Origin of the sequence: Pseudomonas sp. DC1.2 (assembly GCF_034351645.1) — a bacterium.
Classification (GTDB): Bacteria; Pseudomonadota; Gammaproteobacteria; order Pseudomonadales; family Pseudomonadaceae; genus Aquipseudomonas.
In genome coordinates this window covers 3452242-3472811 of sequence record NZ_CP133782.1, presented here as the reverse complement: position 1 = coordinate 3472811, position 20570 = coordinate 3452242, and the positions used below count along the sequence as shown (strand labels likewise).

General features: G+C 59.3%; 16 protein-coding genes and 3 tRNA genes. 18 read left to right on the top strand and 1 reads right to left on the bottom strand.

Annotation, left to right across the window (positions count from 1 at the left end):
- Positions 1 to 61 precede the first annotated feature (61 nt).
- The 4 genes from leuB (at position 62) to RHM68_RS15625 (ending at position 6347) form a co-directional block, all read left to right on the top strand.
- Positions 62 to 1144 (top strand): 3-isopropylmalate dehydrogenase, encoded by a 1083-nt coding sequence (gene leuB / locus RHM68_RS15640; protein WP_322216283.1) that lies wholly within the window; start codon positions 62 to 64, stop codon positions 1142 to 1144.
- A gap of 69 nt (positions 1145 to 1213) precedes the next feature.
- On the top strand, positions 1214 to 2326 hold the full coding sequence (gene asd / locus RHM68_RS15635; protein ID WP_322216280.1) for an aspartate-semialdehyde dehydrogenase: 1113 nt from the start codon (positions 1214 to 1216) through the stop codon (positions 2324 to 2326).
- Between the two features lie 197 nt (positions 2327 to 2523).
- Entirely contained in the window at positions 2524 to 3534 is a 1011-nt protein-coding gene (locus RHM68_RS15630) for an aspartate-semialdehyde dehydrogenase (protein ID WP_322216277.1), read from the top strand.
- Positions 3535 to 3743: 209 nt separating this feature from the next.
- Entirely contained in the window at positions 3744 to 6347 is a 2604-nt protein-coding gene (locus tag RHM68_RS15625; protein ID WP_322216275.1) for a FimV/HubP family polar landmark protein, read from the top strand.
- Between the two features lie 95 nt (positions 6348 to 6442).
- On the opposite strand, the gene RHM68_RS15620 is transcribed toward RHM68_RS15625, so the two are convergent.
- Positions 6443 to 7102 (bottom strand): M24 family metallopeptidase, encoded by a 660-nt coding sequence (locus RHM68_RS15620; protein WP_322223814.1) that lies wholly within the window; start codon positions 7100 to 7102, stop codon positions 6443 to 6445.
- A gap of 204 nt (positions 7103 to 7306) precedes the next feature.
- Here RHM68_RS15620 and truA point away from each other — a divergent pair, with 204 nt between their 5' ends.
- The 14 genes from truA (at position 7307) to RHM68_RS15550 (ending at position 20570) form a co-directional block, all read left to right on the top strand.
- Positions 7307 to 8131: a tRNA pseudouridine(38-40) synthase TruA gene (truA, locus tag RHM68_RS15615; RefSeq protein WP_322223813.1), complete on the top strand. Its 825-nt coding sequence runs from the start codon at positions 7307 to 7309 to the stop codon at positions 8129 to 8131.
- 63 nt (positions 8132 to 8194) lie between these two features.
- Positions 8195 to 8818 carry a phosphoribosylanthranilate isomerase gene (locus RHM68_RS15610; protein WP_322216273.1) on the top strand — a complete coding sequence of 208 codons (624 nt, stop codon included), beginning with the start codon at positions 8195 to 8197 and terminating at the stop codon, positions 8816 to 8818.
- Positions 8819 to 9038: 220 nt separating this feature from the next.
- Complete coding sequence (gene accD / locus RHM68_RS15605; protein ID WP_322216271.1) at positions 9039 to 9959, top strand: acetyl-CoA carboxylase, carboxyltransferase subunit beta; 921 nt, start codon at positions 9039 to 9041, stop codon at positions 9957 to 9959.
- Complete coding sequence (gene folC, locus RHM68_RS15600; RefSeq protein WP_322216268.1) at positions 9956 to 11263, top strand: bifunctional tetrahydrofolate synthase/dihydrofolate synthase; 1308 nt, start codon at positions 9956 to 9958, stop codon at positions 11261 to 11263. Before accD ends, folC begins: the two co-directional genes overlap by 4 nt.
- Positions 11247 to 11888 carry an SPOR domain-containing protein gene (locus RHM68_RS15595; protein ID WP_322216266.1) on the top strand — a complete coding sequence of 214 codons (642 nt, stop codon included), beginning with the start codon at positions 11247 to 11249 and terminating at the stop codon, positions 11886 to 11888. Before folC ends, RHM68_RS15595 begins: the two co-directional genes overlap by 17 nt.
- Positions 11889 to 11986: 98 nt before the next feature.
- A complete protein-coding gene (locus tag RHM68_RS15590; RefSeq protein WP_322216264.1) occupies positions 11987 to 12547 on the top strand; it encodes a CvpA family protein in 561 nt (186 codons plus the stop codon).
- 41 nt (positions 12548 to 12588) lie between these two features.
- On the top strand, positions 12589 to 14094 hold the full coding sequence (gene purF / locus RHM68_RS15585; RefSeq protein WP_322216262.1) for an amidophosphoribosyltransferase: 1506 nt from the start codon (positions 12589 to 12591) through the stop codon (positions 14092 to 14094).
- Positions 14095 to 14172: 78 nt separating this feature from the next.
- On the top strand, positions 14173 to 15384 hold the full coding sequence (locus RHM68_RS15580) for an O-succinylhomoserine sulfhydrylase (RefSeq protein WP_322216260.1): 1212 nt from the start codon (positions 14173 to 14175) through the stop codon (positions 15382 to 15384).
- Positions 15381 to 16157: an SDR family oxidoreductase gene (locus tag RHM68_RS15575; RefSeq protein ID WP_322216257.1), complete on the top strand. Its 777-nt coding sequence runs from the start codon at positions 15381 to 15383 to the stop codon at positions 16155 to 16157. Before RHM68_RS15580 ends, RHM68_RS15575 begins: the two co-directional genes overlap by 4 nt.
- Positions 16158 to 16414: 257 nt before the next feature.
- Positions 16415 to 16490, top strand: a tRNA-Val gene (locus RHM68_RS15570).
- Positions 16491 to 16546: 56 nt separating this feature from the next.
- Positions 16547 to 16623: transfer RNA gene (locus RHM68_RS15565), tRNA-Asp, on the top strand.
- A gap of 90 nt (positions 16624 to 16713) precedes the next feature.
- A tRNA-Asp gene (locus RHM68_RS15560) sits at positions 16714 to 16790 on the top strand.
- A 416-nt stretch (positions 16791 to 17206) separates the two neighbouring features.
- Positions 17207 to 20038 carry a xanthine dehydrogenase family protein molybdopterin-binding subunit gene (locus tag RHM68_RS15555; RefSeq protein ID WP_322216254.1) on the top strand — a complete coding sequence of 944 codons (2832 nt, stop codon included), beginning with the start codon at positions 17207 to 17209 and terminating at the stop codon, positions 20036 to 20038.
- Positions 20031 to 20570: a (2Fe-2S)-binding protein gene (locus RHM68_RS15550; protein ID WP_322216252.1), complete on the top strand. Its 540-nt coding sequence runs from the start codon at positions 20031 to 20033 to the stop codon at positions 20568 to 20570. The genes RHM68_RS15555 and RHM68_RS15550 overlap by 8 nt, the downstream gene beginning before the upstream one ends.

The window sequence follows — 20570 nt, the reverse complement described above, 5'->3', positions numbered from 1 at the left end:
CGACCGATAGACTTTTTCCGGGGGTGCCCGCAGGCACACCGACTGATGACATGAGGAAAGCATGAGCAAGCAGATTCTGATTCTCCCAGGCGACGGTATTGGCCCGGAAATCATGGCCGAAGCGGTCAAGGTGCTGGAGCTGGCGAACGACAAGTACAGCCTGGGCTTCGAGCTGAGCCACGACGTGATCGGTGGCGCCGCCATCGACAAGCACGGCGTGCCGCTGGCTGACGAAACCCTGGATCGTGCTCGCGCTGCCGACGCTGTGCTGCTGGGCGCCGTGGGCGGCCCGAAATGGGACACCATCGAGCGTGACATCCGTCCTGAGCGCGGCCTGCTGAAAATTCGTGCGCAACTCGGTCTGTTTGGCAACCTGCGTCCGGCGATCCTGTACCCGCAACTGGCCGAGGCTTCGAGCCTGAAGGCAGAGATCGTTGCCGGCCTGGATATCCTGATCGTCCGTGAACTAACTGGGGGCATCTATTTCGGCGCGCCACGTGGCGTGCGCGAGCTGGAAAACGGCGAGCGTCAGGCTTACGACACGCTGCCGTACAGCGAAAGCGAAATTCGTCGTATCGCTCGTGTCGGTTTTGACATGGCCATGGTCCGTGGCAAAAAGCTGTGCTCGGTGGACAAGGCCAACGTGTTGGCGTCCAGTCAACTGTGGCGTGAAGTCGTTGAGCAAGTGGCCAAGGATTACCCGGAAGTCGAACTGAGCCACATGTATGTCGATAACGCGGCCATGCAATTGGTGCGTGCGCCCAAGCAGTTCGACGTGATCGTCACCGACAACCTGTTCGGCGACATTTTGTCTGACGAAGCGTCGATGCTCACCGGCTCCATCGGCATGCTGCCGTCGGCCTCGCTGGACGCCCACAACAAAGGCATGTACGAGCCGTGCCACGGTTCGGCTCCGGACATCGCGGGCAAAGGCATTGCCAACCCGCTGGCGACGATTTTGTCGGTGTCGATGATGTTGCGTTACAGCTTCAATCAGCAGGGTGCGGCAGAGGCCATCGAGAAGGCGGTGAGCCTGGTATTGGACCAGGGCCTGCGCACAGGCGACATCTGGTCGGCCGGTTGCACCAAGGTGGGTACACAGCAAATGGGCGATGCAGTAGTCGCCGCGCTGCGGAATCTGTAATCTCTCGGGCCCGCTGCCCTTTTCAACTTCGAAAGCAGCGGCCCACTTTTTAAAGAAGGTGTAGTTGCGATGAAACGTGTAGGTCTGATCGGTTGGCGCGGTATGGTCGGTTCCGTGCTCATGCAGCGGATGCTGGAAGAGCAGGATTTCGATCTGATCGAGCCGGTGTTTTTCACTACTTCAAATGTCGGTGGTCAAGCCCCGTCCGTGGGCAAGGATACCGGTGCGCTCAAGGACGCTTACAGCATTGAAGAGCTGAAAACCCTCGACGTGATTCTGACCTGCCAGGGTGGCGACTACACCAGCGAAGTTTTCCCTAAGCTGCGCGAAGCCGGTTGGCAGGGTTACTGGATCGACGCAGCTTCCAGCCTGCGTATGCAGGATGATGCGGTGATCGTGTTGGACCCGGTGAACCGTAAGGTCATCGACCAGCAGCTCGATGCGGGCACCAAGAACTACATTGGTGGCAACTGCACCGTCAGTCTGATGCTGATGGGCCTGGGCGGTCTGTTTGAAGCCGGTCTGGTGGAGTGGATGAGCGCCATGACGTATCAGGCGGCCTCCGGTGCTGGCGCGCAGAACATGCGTGAACTGATCAAACAAATGGGCGCGACCCACGCTGCTGTCGCCGATGAACTGGCCAACCCGGCCAGCGCGATCCTCGACATCGACCGTAAAGTCGCCGAAGCCATGCGCAGCGACGCTTACCCGACCGAAAACTTCGGTGTACCGCTGGCAGGCAGTTTGATCCCTTGGATCGACAAGGAGTTGCCAAACGGCCAGAGCCGTGAAGAGTGGAAAGCTCAGGCCGAAACCAACAAGATTCTGGGTCGCTTCAAGAGCCCGATTCCGGTGGACGGCATTTGCGTGCGCATCGGCGCCATGCGGTGCCACAGCCAGGCGCTCACCATCAAACTGAACAAAGACGTGCCAATCGCCGATATCGAAGGGCTGATAAGCCAGCACAACCCTTGGGTCAAGCTGGTGCCGAACCAGCGCGAAATCAGCATGCAGGAGCTGAGCCCGACGAAAGTCACCGGTACTCTGAATGTGCCGGTCGGTCGTCTGCGCAAGCTGAACATGGGCACTCAATACCTGGGCGCCTTCACCGTCGGCGACCAACTGTTGTGGGGCGCGGCCGAACCGCTGCGTCGTATGCTGCGGATCCTGCTTGAGCGTTGATCGGTTGTAGCTGTATTGGTTGAAACTGTGAAAGAACCCGTGCCTTGAAAGAGGTGCGGGTTTTTTTTTGACGGTGTGTCGTCAGCGAGCCTGCTCGCGAAGAGTCCGGCCCTGACGCGACAAATCCCCGGCAGAAATTGCCTGCATGCCAACCACCCGGTAAAGTGCCGCTCCCCCGTTTCGCCAGAGGTAGAACCATGAGCCAGTCCTTCGATATTGCCGTGATCGGCGCCACCGGTACTGTCGGCGAAACACTCGTCCAGATTCTCGAAGAACGGGACTTCCCGGTCGGCAACCTGCACCTGCTGGCCAGCAGCGAATCCGCCGGGCATTCCGTGCCGTTTCGCGGCAAAAACGTGCGTGTGCGTGAGGTCGACGAGTTCGATTTCAGCAAGGTTCAACTGGTGTTCTTCGCGGCTGGCCCGGCGGTGACCCTGAGTTTCGCTTCCCGTGCCCGTGCGGCGGGTTGCTCGTTGATCGACCTGTCCGGTGCGTTGCCGGCGGAGGAGGCGCCGCAAGTGGTGCCGGAAGCCAATGCCCAGGTGCTGGCCGGGTTGAAGACGCCGTTTCAGGTCAGCAGCCCAAGCCCGTCGGCTACCACGTTGGCCGTGGTGCTGGCGCCGTTGCTTGGGCTGATCGACTTGCAGCGGGTGCATGTCACCGCCAGCCTCGCCGTCTCCGCGCAAGGCCGCGAAGCTGTCACCGAGTTAGCCCGGCAAACGGCCGAGCTGCTCAACGTGCGGCCACTGGAGCCGACTTTTTTTGATCGGCAGATGGCGTTTAACCTGTTGGCGCAAGTGGGCAAACCTGATGAGCAGGGCCATACGCTGCTGGAAAAACGCCTGGTGCGTGAGCTGCGTCAGGTCATGGCGCTGCCTTTGTTAAAGATTTCCGCGACTTGCATTCAAGCCCCGGTGTTTTTTGGCGATAGCTTTAGTGTGACCCTGCAGTCAGGGAGCGCTGTGGACCTGGCCAAAGTGAACGCGGCGTTGGAAGACGCTCCCGGCATTGAGCTGGTCGAGGCCGGCGATTACCCGACCCCAGTGGGTGATGCGGTAGGGCAGGATGTGGTCTACGTCGGTCGGGTTCGCAGCGGTATTGATGACCCGTCGGAACTTAATTTGTGGCTGACGTCAGATAACGTACGCAAAGGTGCCGCGCTCAATGCTGTGCAGGTGGCTGAATTGTTGATAAAAGACCTGCTGTAAAAGATACTTGGCAACAATTTGTCGAATGATTCTAGCTGAGCGCTATGCTTGGCCGGAGTGCTTGAAGGCGAGCCACCCTGCGGGGCTTTCCGGGGCATCAAAGAAATGATCGCGCGCGACGACCCTTCGCCGCCGCGCGCAATGCCTTACGGCAGCGGCTATCAACACCTTCTCGCTGGCCGAGGAATGTTCAAACAAAGGATGAGGCTATGGTTCAAGTTCGCAAACTGGTGTTAGCAATAGCGGCCGCCTCGGCGCTGTCCTCCGGTATGGCGCATGCGCTCGGGCTCGGGGAGCTGACCCTGAAATCGACGCTGAACCAGCCCTTGGTGGCGGAAATCGAGTTGCTTGATGTTAAGGACCTCACCGCTGCCGAAGTGGTGCCGAGCCTGGCTTCGGCCGATGATTTCGCCAAGGCTGGAGTTGATCGCCAGGCGTTTCTCAATGACCTGAGCTTCACTCCGGTGCTTAACGCCAGTGGCAAAAGCATCCTTCGCGTGACCTCCAGCAAGCCGCTGTCCGAGCCGATGGTGAAATTCCTGGTTCAGGTCATGTGGCCTAACGGTCGTTTGCTGCGTGATTACAGCGTTCTGCTCGACCCGTCGAAGTTCTCGCCGCAAACCGCTGACGCCGCTGCGCAACCTGCGCCGGCCAAGGCGGTCAGTGCGCCCGTTACCGGCGCTACCAAACCGTCCCAATACACCACGACGCCACGCGACACCCTGTGGGAAATCGCGGCGAAAGCGCGTAATGGCGGCTCGGTTCAGCAAACCATGCTGGCGATCCAGGCGCTGAACCCGGATGCTTTTATCGATGGCAACATCAATCGACTGAAAACCGGCCAGGTACTGCGCCTGCCGGACCCGGTGCAAAGCACCAGCCTGGCGCAACCCAAAGCCATTGCTGAAGTGGCTGCACAGAACACCGCTTGGCGTCAGGGGCGTCGCACTGCCGCGAAGTCTGGAGCAAGGCAGCAGCAACTCGATGCCACCAAGCGCGGGGGCGGTGATGCAGCGTCGTCGCAGGCAGCCAAAGATAATCTGAGTCTGGTCTCTGCCGGCAGTGGCAAAGGCCGCAAAGGCGCGGCTGGCGATGCCAAGAATCTGAGCAACAAACTGGCGGTAACCCAGGAAAGCCTCGACACGACTCGTCGTGACAATGCTGAACTGAAAAGCCGTATGACCGATCTGCAAAGTCAGTTGGACAAATTGCAGCGTCTGATCGAGCTGAAGAACAATCAACTGGCGAAGTTGCAAGCCGACGGTGCCGCTGGTGCGCCTGCTGCCAATGCAGCCACTGCCCCGGCGATGTCCGCTGCGTTGGCCGCCAATCCTTCTACCGCGCCGGCAGTGCCTGCGGCGGTGGTGACGGCGCCAGAGGTGACTCCGGCTCCTGCCCAAACGCCTGTCGAGCCCAAGCCAGCGGCCTCTGAGCAAACATTCAATGAGCTGCTGACCAACCCGATTCTGTTGGGGTTGGTGGGTGGCGGTGCGGTGGTGCTGTTGCTGTTGCTGCTATTGCTGGCGCGTCGCCGCAAAGCCCAGCAGGAAGCCGAAAAGCACCTGCGTATGGCGCGTGCGCTGGCCGAGGATCAAGAATTCTCCTCGGAGCATGACTTGCCGCAAAGCAGCTTTGAAGGTCTGGATGTTGCGCCGCCCAGCGTGAAGCTCGCTAACGTACCCGCGCCTGCTCCAGCGCCGGCTCCAGTGATTGCGCCCGTCGTGGTTACGCCACCGATTGCCGCGCCGCTGGTGGCGCCGGCCGCCGAGCGTTCTGACGACGTGCTGACCCAGGCGCAGTCGCACATTGCCGCCGGTCGCTTGAATCAGGCCGCAGCCTTGCTGGAGGACGGTATCAAGCAAGAGCCACAACGCAGTGACCTGCGCCTCAAGCTGATGGAAGTCTACGGCCAGCAAGGCGACCGTGATGCGTTCGTTGCCCAAGAGCGTCAGTTGGTGGCCAACGGGGAGAACTTCGCCCAGGTCGAACACCTGAAAAGCCGATTCCCGACCATGGCGCTGGTGGCAGCAGGCGGTATTGCGGCGGCAGCCGTGGCGGCAGAGCTGGATGCACAGTACGTCAAGGATTTGCTGCTTGACGAGCCGGAGGCACCGGCTCCGGCCGACGATGACCTCGACAGTGCCTTCGATCTGAGCCTGGATGACCTGGAAGCGGTGTCTCCAGCAGTGGTTACACCAGCGCCGGCACCGGCCTCTGCGGCAGAGCTGGACGATTTTCCGCTGGATGACGATTTGAGCTTTGAGTCGGTGTTGCAGCAGCAGACGGATCTCACGGAAAACCTTGATGACCTCTCGGATTTCGATCTGGACCTCGACTTGGGTGGCGACGCTTCTGCGGCGACTTTGGCCGAAGACGACTTCCTGCTGGGCTTGGGCGAAGATGGCAAGGACCTGTCGCCTGCCGATGTGCCGACAGTAACTGAGCCCGCGCTGGATGACCTGGAGCTGCCGGCGGACTTTGACCTGTCCCTGGCTGACGAAATGGACGCCCCTGAAACGCCAAATGCGTTTACTGCCGAACTGGACGATGTCAACGCCGAGTTGGACAGCCTGTCCCAGGGCATAGGTGAACCGAGCTTCACCGCCGAGGATGCGTTGGCATCTGCGGATGACGAACCTGAGTTCGATTTCCTGTCCGGCACCGACGAAGTCGCCACCAAGCTCGATCTGGCTCAGGCCTACATCGACATGGGGGATAAAGACGGTGCGCGGGACATCCTCAATGAAGTCGTGACGGAGGGTGACGACGGTCAGAAGAGCGAAGCCAAGGAAATGCTCTCGCGACTGGTGTGACGGATCGGTAAAGCCAAAACAAAACGGCAGCCCTTTGAGGCTGCCGTTTTGTTTTGGCGAGAACGCGTTGGCACTCAACGGTGATGTTGAGTCTTTCAGTCCAGCAAGTCTTCGTAAAAGGCACCAAATGGCCGGGTAGGGTGGGCAATCTGGATTTCCAGAATCCACAACCCCACGTTTGGGCATTCCTCAAAGTTCCCCAAGTCGCCTGCACGATAGATTGCATGCGGGAAATCACTGACCCGGTGGCCCTTGATCTCAAGGTTGAGCTTCCAGCCCATCGCTGTCGCCTGTTCTTCGGCATAGCGGTAGAGCTCGGGGCCGGCGACTTGCCGAGTGCGCCAGTGATCGTGTACCAGGTTGAACAGGTTTTTTGCCGCGACTGCACACGCCAACATTTCGGGATCGTTGCCTACGGTGAATGTCGCGCCAGAGTCGCCTTCATGACGGTCCCAGACCACGCCGAGGTCGATAAAGAAAATATCGTTTTCAGCCAGCACCGGGTCGCCCTCGGAATGTTGTTTGAAGGTCTTGAGGGTGTTTTCGCCAATGCGGATTTTCGATGGATGCCAGAGGCGGTCCATGCCTTGTTCGTTCAGCACCTCCAGGCTCATCGCCAGCGCCTTGGATTCGTGCATGCCCGGCTTGATCCGTCGGGCTATTTCTTCGATCGCTTCCCACGTTTTGCGTTTGGCGTGGCACATGCCTTCCAGGCTATAGCTGGGGCCGACGGCTTCTTTGAGGGTTGCATTCATCATCAGGTCTCGCTGAGTGGGTGTACTCGTTATGTAGGTATCTATATAGCGAAATGCTTTGCAGGCGCGCAATGGTTGTCTGCAAGGTCTTTGACAAAAAACACATGGCTCTGGCGTCCCTGACTCGGCGCCTTATAATGCCCGCCTTTGCGAACATCAGCAGGCTGTCACCCCTTGGCAAATATAGATAATCCTGCCGCCGAAATGGCGGCCGACGGCTTTTTCCGGATCGCGCTGGGCGTTGAATACAAAGGCTCGCGTTATCGCGGCTGGCAGCGACAGGCCTCTGGTGTGCTGACGGTTCAGGAAACCCTCGAAAAAGCCCTGTCCAAAGTCGCCGACTCACCGGTGTCGTTGCATTGTGCCGGGCGCACTGATGCTGGCGTACACGCCTGTGGCCAGGTGGTGCATTTTGATACCCCGGTCGATCGCTCGCTGAAGGCCTGGGTCATGGGCGCCAACATCAATTTGCCCCACGACATCAGTGTGAGTTGGGCCAAAGTCATGCCGGCGCATTTTCACGCGCGGTTCAAGGCTATTGCCCGGCGTTATCGTTACGTCATCTACAACGATCAGATCCGCCCGGCGCACCTCAACGAAGAAGTCACCTGGAATCACCGCCCGCTCGACGTCGAGCGCATGGCTGAAGCGGCTCGGTTCTTGATCGGTATTCACGATTTCAGCGCGTTTCGCGCCGGACAGTGTCAGGCCAAATCTCCGGTCAAAGAGCTGCACCACCTACGGGTGACTCGGCACGGAAAAATGATCGTGCTGGATATCCGCGCCAGCGCTTTCCTGCACCACATGGTGCGTAACATCGCCGGTGTGTTGATGACCATCGGTACGGGTGAACGGCCGGTAGAGTGGATGAAAGAAGTGTTGGAAAGTCGCGTGCGTCGCTCGGGTGGAGTCACGGCCCACCCGTTCGGTCTGTATTTGGTGCAAGTCGAGTATCGCGACGAGTTCCCATTGCCCGAGCGTTACATCGGCCCACACTTCCTGACGGGTTTCACGGAACTTGACGGCTGACGCCCTCGAACGCATTTGTTACCATCCGGGACTTTCTCGGATTTGCCTTGGGGTTTTATCGACATGTCAGCCGTTCGCAGCAAGATTTGTGGGATTACCCGCATAGAAGATGCGTTGGCAGCAGTCGAGGCGGGGGCGGATGCCATTGGGTTTGTGTTTTACGCCAAAAGTCCGCGGGCAGTGACCTTCCAGCAGGTCAGGGCAATCATCAAGGCTTTGCCGCCGTTTGTGACCACCGTGGGTTTGTTCGTCAACGCCAGCCGCTGCGAGCTGGGGGAAATTCTCGATGCCGTGCCGCTGGACCTCTTGCAGTTTCACGGTGATGAAACTGCCACAGAGTGTGAGGGCTGGAACCGCCCGTACATCAAGGCACTGCGGGTCAAGGCTGGCGATGATATTGCCGCAGCGTGTGATGCATTCCCCAGTGCCCGCGGTATTCTGCTCGACGCCTATGTTGAAGGCGTGCCGGGCGGAACCGGCGAAGCCTTTGACTGGTCACTGATACCGCAAGGCTTGAGCAAGCCGATTATCCTGGCCGGTGGCCTGAGCGCTGATAACGTCGCCGAGGCGATTGCCCGGGTTCGGCCATACGCAGTGGACGTTAGTGGCGGGGTAGAGGTGAGCCGGGGTATCAAGGATCACGCCAAGATTCAGGCATTTATCAGTGCGGTACGCAGTAGCACGTAGTTGATGTGACGGCTGGCAGACTGCCGCCGTCCACAGCTCTGTGTAAAACAGGTGCATTTGCACAAAGTAGGCAGGGCTGAGGGTTTTCTGGGTTGTACGAAGGTCAGTCTTGCTGGCCCGGCAATTCAGCGATCATCGCCACCCATATGAATTTAGCTCAAGGGCATACACGGGGCTGCGAACCAAAGCGTTCGGGCCGCCGGTACTGGAGAAAGAAAGCATGAGCAACTGGTTAGTAGACAAACTGATCCCTTCGATCATGCGTTCCGAGGTCAAGAAGAGCTCGGTGCCTGAAGGTCTTTGGCACAAATGCCCGTCTTGCGAGGCTGTGCTGTATCGTCCGGAGCTGGAAAAGACTCTGGATGTTTGCCCCAAGTGCAACCACCACATGCGCATCGGCGCCCGCGCCCGCATTGACATTTTCCTCGACGCTGAAGGCCGCTCCGAACTGGGCGCGGACCTGGAGCCGGTTGACCGTCTGAAGTTCCGCGACGGCAAGAAGTACAAGGATCGTCTGGTTGCTGCGCAAAAGGCGACCGGTGAAAAAGACGCACTGATCTCCATGAGCGGTACGCTGCTGGGCATGCCAGTTGTTGTGTCGGCGTTTGAGTTCTCATTCATGGGCGGCTCGATGGGCGCTATCGTTGGTGAGCGCTTCGTGCGTGCCGCCAACTACGCGCTGGAAAACAAATGCCCGATGATCTGCTTCGCCGCTTCAGGTGGCGCGCGGATGCAGGAAGCTCTGATTTCCCTGATGCAAATGGCCAAGACTTCGGCGGTACTGGCGCGTCTGCGTGAAGAAGGTATTCCGTTCATCTCCGTATTGACCGACCCGGTCTACGGTGGCGTTTCCGCCAGTCTGGCGATGCTGGGCGATGTGATCGTCGGCGAGCCGAAAGCCCTGATCGGCTTCGCCGGTCCGCGCGTCATCGAGCAAACCGTGCGCGAAAAACTGCCGGAAGGCTTCCAGCGCAGCGAATTCCTGCTGGAACACGGCGCAATCGACATGATCATTCATCGTCAGGAATTGCGTCCGCGTCTGGGCAACCTGCTGGCACAAATGATGGGCCTGCCGACGCCGACATTCGTCGCCGCGCCGATTGAACCGATCGTGGTTCCGCCGGTGCCTGCCAACCTATGACCCAACGTACCCTTGGCGAGTGGCTCGCCTACCTCGAGCAGTTGCACCCTTCGGCCATCGACATGGGCCTGGAGCGCTCGCAACAGGTAGCGTCCCGCATGGGGCTGGGCAAGCCGGCGCCTCGGGTGATTACGGTTACCGGTACCAACGGCAAAGGTTCTACGTGTGCGTTCGTGGCGTCGCTATTGCGCGCGCAAGGCCTGAGTGTCGGTGTCTACAGTTCTCCGCACTTGCTGCGTTACAACGAGCGGGTCCAGGTCAATGGTGTCGAAGCGACTGACGCCCAACTGTGCGAAGCCTTTGCAGCGGTCGAGGCTGGGCGCGGTGAAACGTCCCTGACTTACTTCGAAATGGGCACCCTGGCGGCATTCTGGCTGTTTCAACAAGCCCGTCTTGATGCGGTGGTGCTGGAGGTCGGCCTGGGCGGGCGTCTGGACACGGTCAACGTGGTCGACGCGGACATGGCGCTGGTCACCAGCATTGGCGTCGATCACGCCGATTACCTGGGCGACACCCGTGAATCCGTGGCCTACGAGAAGGCCGGCATCTTGCGCCAGGGCGCACCTGCGCTTTGCGGCGATCTGAATCCTCCCCAGCCTCTGCTGGACAAGGCGCGCGAGCTGGCTTGCCCATTTTTTCTGCGTGGGCGCGATTTCGATCTCGGTGTCACCGACGACCATTGGCAATGGCGTGGCCTCGATGCGCAAGGGCGCGTCGTCGAGCTGCATGATTTGCCGTTGCTGGATCTGCCGATGGAAAACGCCGCATTGGCGTTGCAGGCTTATCGGCTGCTCGGTTTGCCGTGGGTAGACGCGCAGATTGTAGAAGCGCTGAAAGCCACCCGGATGGTCGGTCGGCTTGATCGTCGGCAGTTCTATTGGCACGGTAAGCGCCTGAATATGCTGCTGGATGTGGGGCATAACCCGCACGCCGCAGAGTTTCTGGCTCGGCGTCTGGCCAGTCGTCCTCCGGTCGGCAAACGTCTGGCGGTGTTTGGGTTGCTCGCGGACAAGGATCTGGATGGTGTTGTCGGCGAATTGAATGCTAGTGTCCAGCACTGGGCCGTTGCGCCGCTGGATTCGCCGAGGGCGCGTCAGGTTGGCGATTTACACGTGGCGTTGCAGAACCTTGGTGCGTCCGTAACGTCCTATGACAGCGTGTCGGCCGCCCTCGATGTGCAATGTGCGGTAGCGACGAGCGACGACGAGATTCTGTTGTTCGGATCATTTTATTGTGTCGCCGAGGCCCTTCAATGGCTGGCCCGGCGCTCCACGGAGGAAGCGGCAAATGGCTTTGCTGGATAAGGCGTACAAACAGCGCATGGTTGGCGCTCTGGTGCTGATTGCCCTGGCGGTGATTTTCCTGCCGATGTTGTTTTCCCGTCAGGACGAACAACGTCAAGTGACGGTCGAAGCGCCGGCTGCGCCAAAAGCGCCTGCCATGCCGCAAGTGCAGATCGAGCCGGTGGTGGTGCCTGAGCCGCAAGCGCTGCCACAGGAGCCTGTGCCGAGCGATGAAGATATTGCGGAGCAGCAAGCACCGGTAAAACCTATGGCGCCTGCGGTTGCGGCTCCAGCGGCCAAATCCGCTTCGGCAGCTGTTGCCAAACCAGTGCCTGCTCCCACACAGCCGATTGCCGCCGCACCAGGCAGGCCCGACACCACGGCAAGTCGCGTCGATGCCAACGGCCTTTCGGTCAGTTGGTCGGTGCAACTGGCCAGCCTGGCGAGTCGTGAAGGTGCCGAAAACCTGCAAAAAAACCTGCGCAGCCAAGGCTACAACGCTTATATCAGGTCTGCAGATGGCAAGAATCGGGTGTTCGTTGGGCCGCTGATCGAACGTGCAGAAGCCGATCGTTTGCGTGACTTGTTAGGTCGTCAGCAGAACCTCAAGGGTTTTGTTGTGCGTTTCCAGCCTGAGCGTGGCTGAAACTATCGCTTTGATTTGAAATGCACTGACAATCGCAGCTTACCGATCAGCATGGGCTCTGCTAAAATGCGCCGCCTTATCCGTCTGTAGGCTGCACTGTGCCATTTACCTGGGTTGATTGGGCGATCGTTGCAATTGTCGCCATCTCCGCATTGATCAGTCTGAGCCGCGGCTTCGTCAAAGAAGCACTTTCGCTGCTGACGTGGATCATCGCAGGAGTCGTCGCCTGGATGTTCGGTGGCTCATTGTCCGAGTACCTTGCCGGGTACATCGAAACGCCTTCGGCCCGTGTCATTGCGGGCTGCGCCATCATGTTTGTCGCCACCTTGCTGGTAGGCGCAATGATCAATTTTCTTATCGGCGAACTGATTCGAGTCACCGGGCTTTCCGGGACCGATCGATTCCTCGGCATGGCTTTCGGCGCCGCGCGTGGCGGGTTGCTGGTGGTTGTGGCGGTCGGGCTGTTGAGCCTGGGGCCGGTACAGCAAGACGGGTGGTGGAAAGAATCACAACTCGTACCAAAATTTTTATTGGTCGCAGACTGGTCCAAAAACCTGATTCTGGGGTGGAGCAGTCAGTGGCTGGCCAGCGGTATCAGCGTACCCGCTGATCTTCCGTTCAAGGAGCACCTCTTGCCGACGGCCAAAACGCCTCAGTGAGTGGTGCTCAGTTCAGATCTATTAAGTAGGGGTTGCGTCGCATGTGTGGCATCGTCGGTATCGTCGGTAAGTCGAACGTCAATCAGGCGCTGTATGACGCGCTAACCGTCCTCCAGCACCGCGGCCAGGACGCTGCCGGTATCGTAACCAGCCATGGTGGCCGGCTATTCCTGCGCAAGGACAATGGGTTGGTGCGTGATGTGTTTCATCAGCGTCACATGCAGCGCCTCGTCGGCCACATGGGTATTGGCCATGTGCGTTACCCGACCGCAGGCAGCTCGACTTCGGCCGAAGCTCAACCGTTTTACGTCAACTCGCCTTACGGCATTACCCTGGCGCACAACGGTAACCTGACCAACGTTGAACAACTGGCCAAGGAGATTTACGAATCTGACCTGCGTCACGTCAACACCAACTCCGATTCGGAAGTACTGCTCAACGTGTTTGCGCACGAGTTGGCCCAGCGTGGCCAGTTGCAGCCGACCGAAGAAGATGTGTTTGCAGCCGTCACCGATGTCCACAAGCGTTGTGTCGGTGGTTACGCCGTGGTGGCAATGGTCACCGGCTACGGCATCGTCGGTTTCCGCGACCCGCATGGCATCCGCCCGATCGTCTTCGGTCAGCGTCACACCGACGAGGGCGTCGAGTACATGATTGCCTCCGAAAGCGTGTCCCTGGACGTGCTCGGGTTCACCCTGATTCGCGACCTGGCGCCAGGCGAAGCGGTCTACATCACTGAGGATGGCAAACTGCACACCCGTCAGTGCGCGACCAACCCGTCCCTGACGCCCTGCATCTTCGAGCACGTTTACCTGGCGCGTCCTGATTCGATCATCGATGGCGTGTCGGTGTACAAGGCCCGTCTGCGTATGGGCGAGAAGCTCGCCGAGAAGATCTTGCGCGAACGCCCTGAGCACGACATTGACGTGGTCATCCCGATCCCGGACACCAGCCGCACCGCGGCCCTGGAGCTGGCGAACCACTTGGGCGTCAAGTTTCGCGAAGGTTTCGTGAAGAACCGCTACATTGGCCGGACCTTCATCATGCCGGGTCAGGCGGCGCGGAAAAAATCCGTGCGCCAGAAGCTCAATGCCATCGAGCTGGAGTTTCGCGGCAAGAACGTGATGTTGGTAGACGATTCGATCGTTCGCGGCACCACCTGCAAGCAGATCATTCAGATGGCCCGCGAAGCGGGTGCCAAGAACGTCTACTTCTGCTCTGCGGCGCCGGCCGTTCGCTACCCGAACGTCTATGGCATCGATATGCCGAGCGCCCACGAACTGATCGCCCACAACCGGTCAACCCAGGACGTCGCCGACTTGATCGGTGCTGACTGGCTGATCTATCAGGATTTGCCTGACTTGATTGAAGCAGTCGGTGGCGGCAAGATCAAAATCGAGAACTTTGATTGCGCGGTGTTCGACGGCAAGTACGTGACCGGCGACATTGACGATGCTTACCTGAATAAGATCGAACAGGCTCGCAATGATGCCTCCAAGGTTAAAACCCAGGCAGTCAGTGCGATCATTGATCTGTATAACAACTGAGTAACTACCGGCCCTGAGGGGCCGGTTTTGTATCTACCAAAGGCTCTTTATAGCGAGAGCAGGGCAAGGAGTGACAGCATGAGTCAGGATTGGGATGCCGGTCGGCTGGACAGCGACCTCGAAGGCGTAGCGTTCGATACCCTGGCCGTACGCGCCGGTCAGCACCGCACGCCGGAAGGCGAGCATGGTGATCCGATGTTCTTCACTTCCAGCTACGTATTTCGCACCGCGGCCGACGCGGCCGCGCGCTTTGCCGGTGAAGTGCCGGGCAACGTTTATTCGCGCTACACCAATCCGACCGTGCGCTCGTTCGAAGAGCGTATTGCCGCACTGGAAGGCGCTGAGCAGGCCGTGGCCACCGCCACTGGTATGGCCGCCATCATGGCGGTGGTAATGAGTCTGTGCAGTGCTGGCGATCATGTGCTGGTGTCGCGCAGCGTGTTCGGCTCGACCATCAGCCTGTTCGAAAAATACTTCAAACGCTTCGGTATTGAAGTCGATTACGTGCCGCTGGCTGACTTGTCTGGCTGGGATGCGGCTATCAAGGCCAACACCAAATTGCTGTTTGTCGAGTCGCCCTCCAATCCGCTGGCCGAGTTGGTCGACATCGCCGCTTTGTCACAAATCGCTCACGCGAAGGGCGCCATGCTGGTGGTCGACAACTGCTTCTGCACCCCGGCGTTGCAGCAGCCGCTGAAGATGGGCGCAGACGTTGTCGTACACTCGGCGACCAAGTTTATCGACGGCCAGGGCCGTTGCATGGGCGGCGTTGTGGCGGGTCGTGGCGAGCAGATGAAAGAAGTCGTTGGCTTCCTGCGTACTGCCGGGCCGACCTTGAGTCCATTCAATGCCTGGGTATTTCTCAAGGGGCTGGAAACCCTGAGTCTGCGGATGAAGGCGCATTGTGCCAGCGCTCAGGAGCTGGCCGAGTGGCTGGAGCAGCAGGATGGCATCGAGAAAGTCCATTACGCCGGCCTCAAGAGCCATCCGCAGCACGCGTTGGCGCAGCGCCAGCAGAAGGGATTTGGGGCGGTGGTGAGCTTTGAGGTTCGTGGCGGCAAAGAAGGCGCCTGGCGCTTTATCGATGCGACGCGGCTGATTTCCATCACCGCCAACCTGGGTGACAGTAAAACCACTATTACGCACCCGAGCACCACCTCCCATGGCCGTCTGGCGCCGCAAGAGCGTGAAGCAGCGGGCATTCGTGACAGTCTGATCCGCGTCGCGGTCGGCCTCGAAGACGTGGCGGACTTGCAAGCCGATCTGGCGCGCGGGTTGGCGGCATTGTGATTGAGCTGGCAGCCCCGACCACCGGCACTCATGGTCGTGTTGCTCTGGTCACCGGTGCTGCGCGCGGCATCGGCCTGGGGATCGCCGCCTGGCTGATCAGCGAAGGCTGGCAAGTGGTGTTGACGGACCTGGATCGGTTGCGCGGGTCGAGAGTGGCGAAAGTGCTCGGCGAACACGCTTGGTTTATCGCCATGGACGTGGCAAACGAAGCTCAAGTGGCCTTGGCGGTGGCTGAGGTGTTGGGTCAGTTTGGACGACTCGATGCGCTGGTGTGCAACGCGGCGGTGACCGACCCTCACAACACCACCCTGGAAAGCCTCGATCTGGCTTACTGGAATCGCGTGTTGGCGGTGAACCTCAGCGGGCCGATGTTGTTGGCTAAGCACTGTGCGCCCTATCTGCGCGCTCACGGCGGGGCGATCGTCAATCTGGCCTCGACCCGCGCTGCGCAGTCGGAGCCTGACACAGAGGCTTATGCGGCGAGCAAGGGCGGTCTGTTGGCCCTGACTCACGCCTTGGCCATCAGCCTGGGGCCGGAGATTCGCGTCAATGCGGTCAGCCCCGGCTGGATCGATGCACGAGATCCAGCGGTGCGGCGTGCAGAGCCGTTGACCGATGCCGATCATGCTCAGCATCCCGCGGGGCGGGTAGGTACGGTTGAGGACGTCGCGGCGATGGTGGCATGGCTGCTGTCGAAGAACGCGGGGTTCGTCACGGGCCAGGAGTTTGTGGTTGATGGCGGGATGACCAAGAAGATGATTTACAGCGAGTAATTCAGGTGGGGTGCGCTGTGTTCGGCAACGCTGTTGACGGCGCTGCGCTCTTCGCGAGCTGGCTCGCTGCCGCCCTCGAAAGCCGGGTGCCTGAAGAAGCGCAATCTACCGTGGGATCGAGCCTGCTTGCGATAGCGGTCTGATTGTTACCGGCCTTGCCCTGAATGACATGGATTTGTCTTTTTTAGAAAAACTTCAAGTGGGGTATTGACTTAGCTTCGGTATCTGCGTAAATTTCGCGGCCTCAACGAAGCAAAGGGTGATTAGCTCAGCTGGGAGAGCATCTGCCTTACAAGCAGAGGGTCGGCGGTTCGATCCCGTCATCACCCACCACTTCTTGAGAGTCTTGCGAAAGCAAGATGGAAGCTTTTAAAAGCCTCCACCGACGCGCAGCGGTAGTTCAGTCGGTTAGAATACCGGCCTGTCACGCCGGGGGTCGCGGGTTCGAGTCCCGTCCGCTGCGCCATATTTTCCGAATCGGTTTTTCTGATTCGAGATTGCAAGCCTCGAAGCTTTCAATCAGACGAGTTACTTGGACGCAAGTCCAAAGCGATACGCAGCGGTAGTTCAGTCGGTTAGAATACCGGCCTGTCACGCCGGGGGTCGCGGGTTCGAGTCCCGTCCGCTGCGCCATATCTGCTTCAAGGCCCGCTGAACGCCTTGAAGCTACAAAGAAAGCCACGGGTAAGCCGGTGGCTACTTTGAGTCGATAGCAAAGACCCTGGTCGAAAGGCCGGGGTTTTTTGTGTCTGAAATTCAAGTTTCTCCTCTCCTGCATACCCTTCCCGTCGATCGTCCTATTCGGCAGTCGAGACCTTCTGCTCATTTCTTTTGACTTCCGTCCTTAACGGGCGCTCTGCTACTGCCATTCATGCCTTTTTTGTAATCGCTTGTTTGCCGGCGGTGCATAAACCTATAAAGTTAACCGCTCGGTCAGCTTTGCGCTGTCAATACGGCCTTTGCTTCGTGCAAAAAAAGGCTGCTGCAAGACTCGAAATCCCCAGAACATAACCAAAAGGGCGGATCCATAACCGTCCAGAGGATGATTCATGTCCAACCGTGATATATCCCGGCGCTCGTTTCTTCAGGGCGGACTGGTGGCGGGTGTGAGCGTGACGCTTACACCGCTCAGTACCCAGGCGCTGGCGGCCTTGATGGAAAACAGCGTGACCGTGCCGTCCGAACAATGGCTCGGCAACAACGGCAAGGCGCGGATGCGTAACGATGCGTTATCCAAAGTCTGCGGCAGCAAGGTATTTGCACGCGATATTCGTGCCAAGGACATGCCTGGCTGGCCTCAGCAGCAGGGCCACGCTCTGTTGCTGAAAACTATCAAGGCCGACCGTCTCTACGAGGGTTACGACCTGTCGTGGCTCGGTGCCGACTTGCAGCCTGATCGCATCGTCACTGCTGCGGACCTGGACAAGGACGGTATCGTCTTTCCCGAAGACCACGCTCCCGATCCACTGCTGCCGGAAGGCAAGGTGCCGATGTTTATCGGGCACCCGGTGGCGATCCTGATCTGGAATGACTTCGAGCGTTTTCGTCAGGCCAAGGCCAAACTCAAATTCAATGACAAGGCGATTCGTTACGGCGCCACGGTGCCGTTTTATGAGCGTGATCCCTACGGCAGTTTCCGCTATGTGCGGGTGGGTGGCGCGACATCGGCGGATGAAGACGAGTTTGCCAGCCTCAAGGATTCGATCCTGTTTCCGATGCTGCGCAACCGTCGACCGGTGTGGGACTCCCAGCCCGATCTGCACGGCAATCTGACCGAGCGTGGTTTGTTTTACGCCGAGCGCATGAAGCAGCAAATCGAAAACCCGTCCGACAACTGGCTGGTGTTCGATGAGCGCTACAAAACGCCATCGATTGAGCCGGCCGCCATGGAGCCGGACAACGGCAACGGCTGGTACGACCCGGCGACCAAGACCCTGCATTTTGTGGTGGCTACCCAATGCCCGCTGGAGGTTGCCACGGAAACCGCGAAGATGATCGCGCCGTCGCGTTTCGGCCTTTCCAGCCTCAATATGCATCCGGGTTACACCGTGGGTTACGGTTCCAAGGATCACAACATATTCGTCTACTACGCAGCCTTGGCGGCGTTGTATGGCGCAGGCGTACCGATACGTCTGGCCAACGACCGTTACGAGCAGTTTCAGAGCGGTATCAAGCGTCACCCCTTCGACATCCACTATCAGTTGGCCGTGGACAAGACCGATCACAGTTTCCAGATCTTTCGCGCAGAGATGAACGTCGACGGCGGCGGGCGGATCAACTACAGCCCTTCGGTGGCGGCGGTTGGCGCCACGGCGGCGCAGTCCATCTACTACATGCCGCAGAACGATTTGCAGGTCACGGCGTATCATTCCCGCGGCGTTGAGGCTGGCTCGATGCGTGGTTACGGCACCCTGCAGAGCATGGCCTCCACCGAGATGATGATCGATGAAATTGCCGGTCGCCTGGGCATCGACGCCATCGACCTGCGTAAGAAAAATGCCATGCGCTCGGGGATGAAAAACACTCAGGGTGCTATCCCGGCGGGTGCATTACGGTTGCACGAAATTCTCGACAAGGCTGCCGTCCACGACGTCTGGAAAAACCGCGCCGCTATCAAGCAGCAGCGTGAAGCCGCAGACCCGGATAACTGGTATGGCGTAGGTTTTGCGATCTGCCAGAAAGACTTCGGCACCGGTTCTGAAGCACCGATGGCCAGCATCGAATACACCGCACAAGGGCATGTGACCCTGCGCCATATCGGGATTGAAATCGGTACTGGCATGTCCACTTCGCAAGCGTTGGTGGTCGCTGATTTTCTCGGCGTTCCGGCGACTGAAGTGAAGACAGGCGAAACCGAATGGAAAGAGTTGCAACTGATCAGCGGTGGCAATCCGTACATCATGAGCCAGGCCGAGCAGGACGGTTTTCTGCGCAACCCGCGCTGGGTCGGCAAAATTGCGTCGGCCTCCTCGGCGACCAACTCGGCCTATTACTTCAGCCACGCCACCCGTGAAGCGGCCCGCGTGTTGTTCAACCACGGTTTGTGGCCGGCGGCTTTGCAGATATGGGGCCAAGGCCCCTACGGTGGCCAGGCTAACCCTTACGTGGTACGCCGCGAAGATGCGCATTGGGTTGACGGCAAACTGACCGCCAACGGTATGCAACCGCTGAGTTTTGAACAGTTGGCGCAACACGCCCATGAAAAAGGCCTGGTCACCGGCGCCACCGTGCATGGCTTCAACCGTTGGAGCTGGGCCGAGGCCGAGTACAGTATTGACGGCGTGCGCGAGCGTTTGCCGCTCGATGGCTTGGCCGTGAAGTACGGTGACGGTGCGCCAGGCGCGAAGAAAGCACAGATGACTAGCGCTGGTTTCCACCTGCTGGATCGCCAGAACGCTCACTACCCTGACACCCAGTTGAACAACGCGGCGGTGACTTACTACAGCCCCGTCGCGACGCTGGTGGAAGTGAAAGTGAACAAGGGGTCCGCCGAAGTGCAGGTGCTCAACCACCACTCGTGGGTGGAATGCGGTCGGGTGCTGGTGGAGGAACTGGTCAAGGGCCAGCTCGAAGGTGGCATCGCCATGGGCATAGGCCATGCGTTGCTGGAAGAGATGCCGCTGTATGAAGGTGGGCCGGGGGAGGGGGACTGGAACTTCAACCGTTACCGTTTGCCGATGGCCCGGCACGTTGCAGTCTGGAATCAGACGGCGGAAATCCTGCCGGCGCTTTCGCCCAGTGACCCGTCCAAGGGGATTGCCGAGGTGGTGATGATCCCGGTGGTCGGCGCCATTGCGAACGCCGTGGCTCACGCCATCGGTAAACGTATCCGCGACCTGCCCATCACTTCTGCGCGCATCAAGGAGGCCCTCAATGGCTAACCGTCCGCTTCAACTGACCCTCAACGGTCAATCCGTCGGCCCGGTGGACATCCCTGATGACCTGCCGATGATCGACTACCTGCACGAATACAAAAATCTTACCGGCTCACGTCTGGGCTGTGGCCAAGGCATTTGCCATGCGTGCGTGGTTATCGTCGACAACCCTGACGGCACCAGTGAAGAAGTGCGCACCTGCATCACTGGTGCGCATTTTTTCGAAGGCAAGACAGTACGAACCATCGAAGGTCACGCGATCCGCGATGAGCAAGGTAGGGTCACTGGGCTGAATCCGATTCAGCAGCGCTTCGTCGATGAGTTTGCTTTCCAGTGCAGTTATTGCGCACCGGGTTTTGTGAATGCCGCGACGGTGCTGGTGGAAAAGCTACAGCGTCAGCCGATTGTTAAAAGTCAGCTGGAACAGGTCATTGAAGACAGCCTCGGTCACCACGTCTGCCGCTGCACCGGTTACGTGCGCTATTACAGCGCCACGCGCAATGTACTCACCGATCTCGGCCTGGTGAAGGAGGGTTAA